The following is a 4142-nucleotide window of genomic DNA, read 5'->3' on the forward strand; positions in this document are numbered from 1 at the left end:
GCCATGCCCCCTCACTCAAATTACTCGGGTAACGTTTTTTCCGTTTTTTGTGCTCATACTATTTATTTCATAATCAAAATTGATACCTTATGGGCGAAAAGATGAATTTCCAAACAGCTTCTTAGACTCGCAGCAAGCCCCAGATCATCAATATCAGCAGGGCGCAGGCGCTGCAAGAGTCCGCGCAAAAGTTCCAGCATGTGTCGGGTAATTCGACTGATGTTTTTCGCATCATGAACTAATCCGGGGCAGTCATTTTCCGCAGTTTGCGAAATAGATGCCGCAACGGCGTTGATCGCAGCCAGACATTGGCCAAATTCATCATGAAGCTCGCGGGCCAGATAACGCCGTTCGTGCTCCTGGACAGTCATCAACTTTACTGTTAACTGCTTACGCTCGGAAAGAAGCTGCTGCTGGCTGGACGCCAGTTGATTGATAGCCTTTGCTGTCCGCTGCCATTCATCGAGTTTGAATGTCGGCAGCCGAAACGACAACTCCCCTTCCTTCATTTTCTCAAGTCCCGCAACGATGGCTTGAGCCGGATCCAGGGCTCGATTCACGGTGAAATAAACCAGCAAGCACAGCGCCAGTGTAGTGCTGGCAGACAGCGACATCAAGCCGCCAACCTGATGCCAGGCGCTCGCTATTTCCATTTCCGCACTGGGCTCAACGCTGGCGGAGCCCTGAACCTGGCCTTTGAATGTCACTTGCCGCGTCACGGCAAAGCCCGGATTGAATGCCCTGCGGTAAATATATTCAAACCAGGCCGGCCAGCTACGCGCCGCTGTTGCTGAGCCATTGCAGAGACTCCGCTTGAGATTGCTGTGCCCTGATAAATAATTTACGCAAATGCCCGGTGCAGTGCTGGTTTCTTTCCATAAGCCAAAATCCGGGAAACGTTCCGGCTGACCGAAGCCGGCTGCACTACGCAGCAGTTGCAGTTCCAATTGCTTGTCGATAGATTCAGCCGTTAGGCGGGTTTCAAGCCGTGTTTGCCGATCAGCTTGATAGAACACATACACCGCTGTAGCCAACAGGCAGACAGCGGTAATAAGGATAATATGCGATACCAGATAAACTTTAAGATTCATAGCAGGCTTATTCAATATTTGGCGGCGATTCAGCAAGCGTTATTAATTGCCGTTATTTTATGGCTTTCAGGCTATTTTAAGCCGGCATGGCCGATCAGGAAAATAGGCAGGTGTAAGGTCGGGCAAATTGCCCGGCTTTTGCAGGCGCCTTTCAGCTTACTTGATTACGCTGCTACGCTAAGCTGATGACTATTCAATCGATAAAACTAATAAGAGGAAAATCCATGTCAAGCTATCTTTTTGATGATTGCAATATTCAATGGCAACACCTTGAAGGTTTTGATAATCTTGCCTATTCGATTCTCGACATCGATGAAAACAATAAAATCATCGATGTGTTATTCAAGTTTGCGGCAAACAGGCGAATTGTTCTGCACCGGCATTTAGCCCTGAATAACACGTTTGTTATTCAGGGCGAGCATCGTCTTTATGAAGCCGATGGGGCCCTGAAGGAAGTAAGGCCAGTCGGACGCTATACATCCAGTCCGCCCAGCGATGATCCGCATAGAGAAGGCGGCGGCGATATGGATGCTATCGTTTTTTTCAGCATTCGCGGCAGTGATGGCGTTTGCTACGAGATTCTTGATGATGACTTAACGGTTATCGCTACGCTTGGCATGCAGGATTTAATCGGCTTATGTAAAGCCCAGCAAGAATGCAAAAAATAACGGTCCTGGAGTAAAAATGAAGCTTTTGCAATTAAACAAAAAAGGCTTAAATCAGGTATGGATGATAGCGGTCATCGGCCTGATTATGAGTAATTCAGTAAATGCGGCAACCCGCATCGCCATTTTAAACTTTGAATTGAATGACATCACGTCATTACCGAATACGCCGGCAGAGTCAAGCCGCACCGGTTCGATCAAGCCCTTGCTTGAGCAGGCGCTTAATAACGCCGGTAATTATGAAATTATTCACATAAACGCCGATGCCCAAAAAGCGGCTAATTCAGGATTTGGCTATCTTTTCAGGTTTACTGATGCGGCCGCCAAACTTGGCAGGCAGTTTGGCGCTGATTGGGTGATTGTCGGGCAGCATAGCAAACCCAGCTTTTTGTACTCTTACCTAATGGCCCATTTAATTAACGTAAAAACGCAGCATCTGGCAGGCAGCTATGCGATTGAGCTCAAAGGGAGCCATGAAAAAGTAATGCATCGAGGCGTTAAGGCGCTTGCCGATAAAATTACTGAAACAGTAAATCAATAACGGATTATGCCTGAGGGAATGTCACCCTGCCTGCTATTGTTGTCGCCGGATCAACATCTGAAGGCGACAGCTTTTTCAAAAGGTTTAATTGCCCTTTTCGCCACCCAGTTTTCCAAGTGTTTCCGCAAGGCTCCGAGTAGCTCTATCTTTCCCCTCTTCAGGTTGAAAGCTACAGGATTTGCAATCCCACTTCGTATGGTTCAGACTTTGATAGGCTTTCATTTTTGATTCTCAGGACTTATGATCGTGCATCAGAGAGTAATGCAGCATGGAATGAGACTCCTTCCTGAGTGATGGGCTTGCCCGGCAATTCTAAAGGCGCTGTCAGATCGAATGACAAAATAATTTAATCTGTATATATCTTATGGAATTCAATTCTCACACGACTTCATGCCTGGATTGCAGGCTGGCTGATTTATGCCTCCCTTACGGGCTCCAAATAAATGAAGTCAGGCTGCTTGATGAGATTGTTAAAGCCAAACGGCCTATGCGAACTGATCAGTTCCTGTATGTTCAGGGTCAGGAATGTCAGAATTTGTATGCTGTTAAATCAGGCTCTTTCAGAAGTTTTATAACAAACTCGGAAGGCGTTGAGCAAACCATAGGGTTCTATTTGCCGAGTGAGTTAATGGGCCTGGGTTCTTTTCAACATGGAAACTTTACCTGTTCTACGGTGGCACTGGAAACTGGTTTGGTCTGTGAACTACCCTTATCCCGTCTCAATGGCTTATGTGCGGAAATACCTGGTCTTCAACTTCAACTGATGCGAATGTTAAGCAAAGAAATCGTATCTGACCATGACAAAATAGTTTTGCTTGGGCATCGTTCCGCAAAACAAAAAATGGCAACATTTTTGTTGATGCTATCACAGCGCTATGGCGCACTTGGTTTTTCAGACTCAGAGTTTAATCTGAGTATGCGCCGTCAGGATATTGCCAATTTTCTTGGCTTAACTATTGAAACGGTCAGTCGCCAGTTCGCGGTTTTAAAAAAGAATGGCGTCATCACCCTTAAACAACGCAGTGTTCAAATTAATGATTTGAACTTGCTACGATTAATTGTTGAACCTTAAGGTCAGTTGAACACTTATCCTCTGCAGATTGAGCGGCTTCTTATTCAGCAAGAACAAATGTACTGCATTGTGAAGAGGCAGTACTTTAGTTCTTGCAGTCAGTAATAACGATTACTTCAGCACTATTTCTGCAGAATTCGAAGCAGGCGTCTTACTGGGCCCTTTACTCTCACCACAGGCTGTAATAGTTGCAGCAGTAATAATTAGTAATAAAAAATGGCTAATAATTTTCATAGACTTTTCTCGTTTGTGAGGTTTTAAATAGCGCCTTTTAACCCGCAGTCAGGGGAAAGGAGAGTTTGATTGCCCTCAACTTGTGAAGGATATGGGATTATTGCATTTAAAGAAGAAATGATATTGATCTGGATCAAGAAAACATAAAGTAATCTCAGCCAGTCTCAAAGCCACTAAAACAGGCTTTTTTAAAGCAATCGGACAAAGGTAGCCGATTCTCTTGCAAGGTGCCCTGATGTCTACAGTCTTGAATGAACTGTCCGAGGCGGCTTTTACGGGCCATTATTCCCTGTAACAGCAACGGTTAGAGTAATCTTTATGAGTGCCTTTTTGGCCTTGACTGGCACGGACTTTGGCATTATTTATTAAAAGCGCATAATATTTCCACTTGTCTAAAATTCTTTGTTAAAAATTTAGGTATTGCTAATTAACTATAGATAATCTCATTATTTCTTTTAGCCATCAGAAGCCTTACGGAATATTCCAACATCTTTTGGCACTTGCTGTAGCATTTTGACTTGCGGCGCAACCTGGCAAGG

The 4142-nt window shown here is 44.9% G+C and carries 4 protein-coding genes and 1 pseudogene; 3 read left to right on the forward strand and 2 right to left on the reverse strand.

Annotated features, from left to right (window positions below; translation table 11 throughout):
- Positions 1 to 62: 62 nt before the first annotated feature.
- A complete protein-coding gene (locus tag HUX64_RS02305) occupies positions 63 to 1091 on the reverse strand; it encodes a histidine kinase (protein ID WP_174624629.1) in 1029 nt (342 codons plus the stop codon).
- 224 nt (positions 1092 to 1315) lie between these two features.
- Here HUX64_RS02305 and HUX64_RS02310 point away from each other — a divergent pair, with 224 nt between their 5' ends.
- The 3 genes from HUX64_RS02310 to HUX64_RS02320 all read left to right on the forward strand — a co-directional run bounded on the left by HUX64_RS02310 (position 1316) and on the right by HUX64_RS02320 (position 3369).
- Positions 1316 to 1759 (forward strand): cupin domain-containing protein, encoded by a 444-nt coding sequence (locus HUX64_RS02310; protein ID WP_174624630.1) that lies wholly within the window; start codon positions 1316 to 1318, stop codon positions 1757 to 1759.
- A gap of 16 nt (positions 1760 to 1775) precedes the next feature.
- Positions 1776 to 2297 carry a DUF2380 domain-containing protein gene (locus HUX64_RS02315; protein ID WP_174624631.1) on the forward strand — a complete coding sequence of 174 codons (522 nt, stop codon included), beginning with the start codon at positions 1776 to 1778 and terminating at the stop codon, positions 2295 to 2297.
- Positions 2298 to 2784: 487 nt separating this feature from the next.
- Complete coding sequence (locus HUX64_RS02320; RefSeq protein WP_281355243.1) at positions 2785 to 3369, forward strand: helix-turn-helix domain-containing protein; 585 nt, start codon at positions 2785 to 2787, stop codon at positions 3367 to 3369.
- A gap of 661 nt (positions 3370 to 4030) precedes the next feature.
- On the opposite strand, the pseudogene HUX64_RS19530 reads toward HUX64_RS02320, so the two are convergent.
- Positions 4031 to 4142, reverse strand: a pseudogene (locus HUX64_RS19530) (IS1 family transposase); the annotation flags it as partial.

The organism is Candidatus Methylobacter favarea (assembly GCF_902806695.1).
In the GTDB taxonomy this organism is placed as follows: domain Bacteria; phylum Pseudomonadota; class Gammaproteobacteria; order Methylococcales; family Methylomonadaceae; genus Methylobacter_B; species Methylobacter_B favarea.

Bases quoted from the DNA above. Each gene is read 5' to 3' on its own strand.
- HUX64_RS02315 (WP_174624631.1), top strand. From the start codon at position 1,776: ATGAAGCTTTTGCAATTAAACAAAAAAGGCTTAAATCAGGTATGGATG.
- HUX64_RS02310 (WP_174624630.1), top strand. From the start codon at position 1,316: ATGTCAAGCTATCTTTTTGATGATTGCAATATTCAATGGCAACACCTT.
- HUX64_RS02320 (WP_281355243.1), top strand. From the start codon at position 2,785: ATGCGAACTGATCAGTTCCTGTATGTTCAGGGTCAGGAATGTCAGAAT.
- HUX64_RS02305 (WP_174624629.1), bottom strand. From the start codon at position 1,091: ATGAATCTTAAAGTTTATCTGGTATCGCATATTATCCTTATTACCGCT.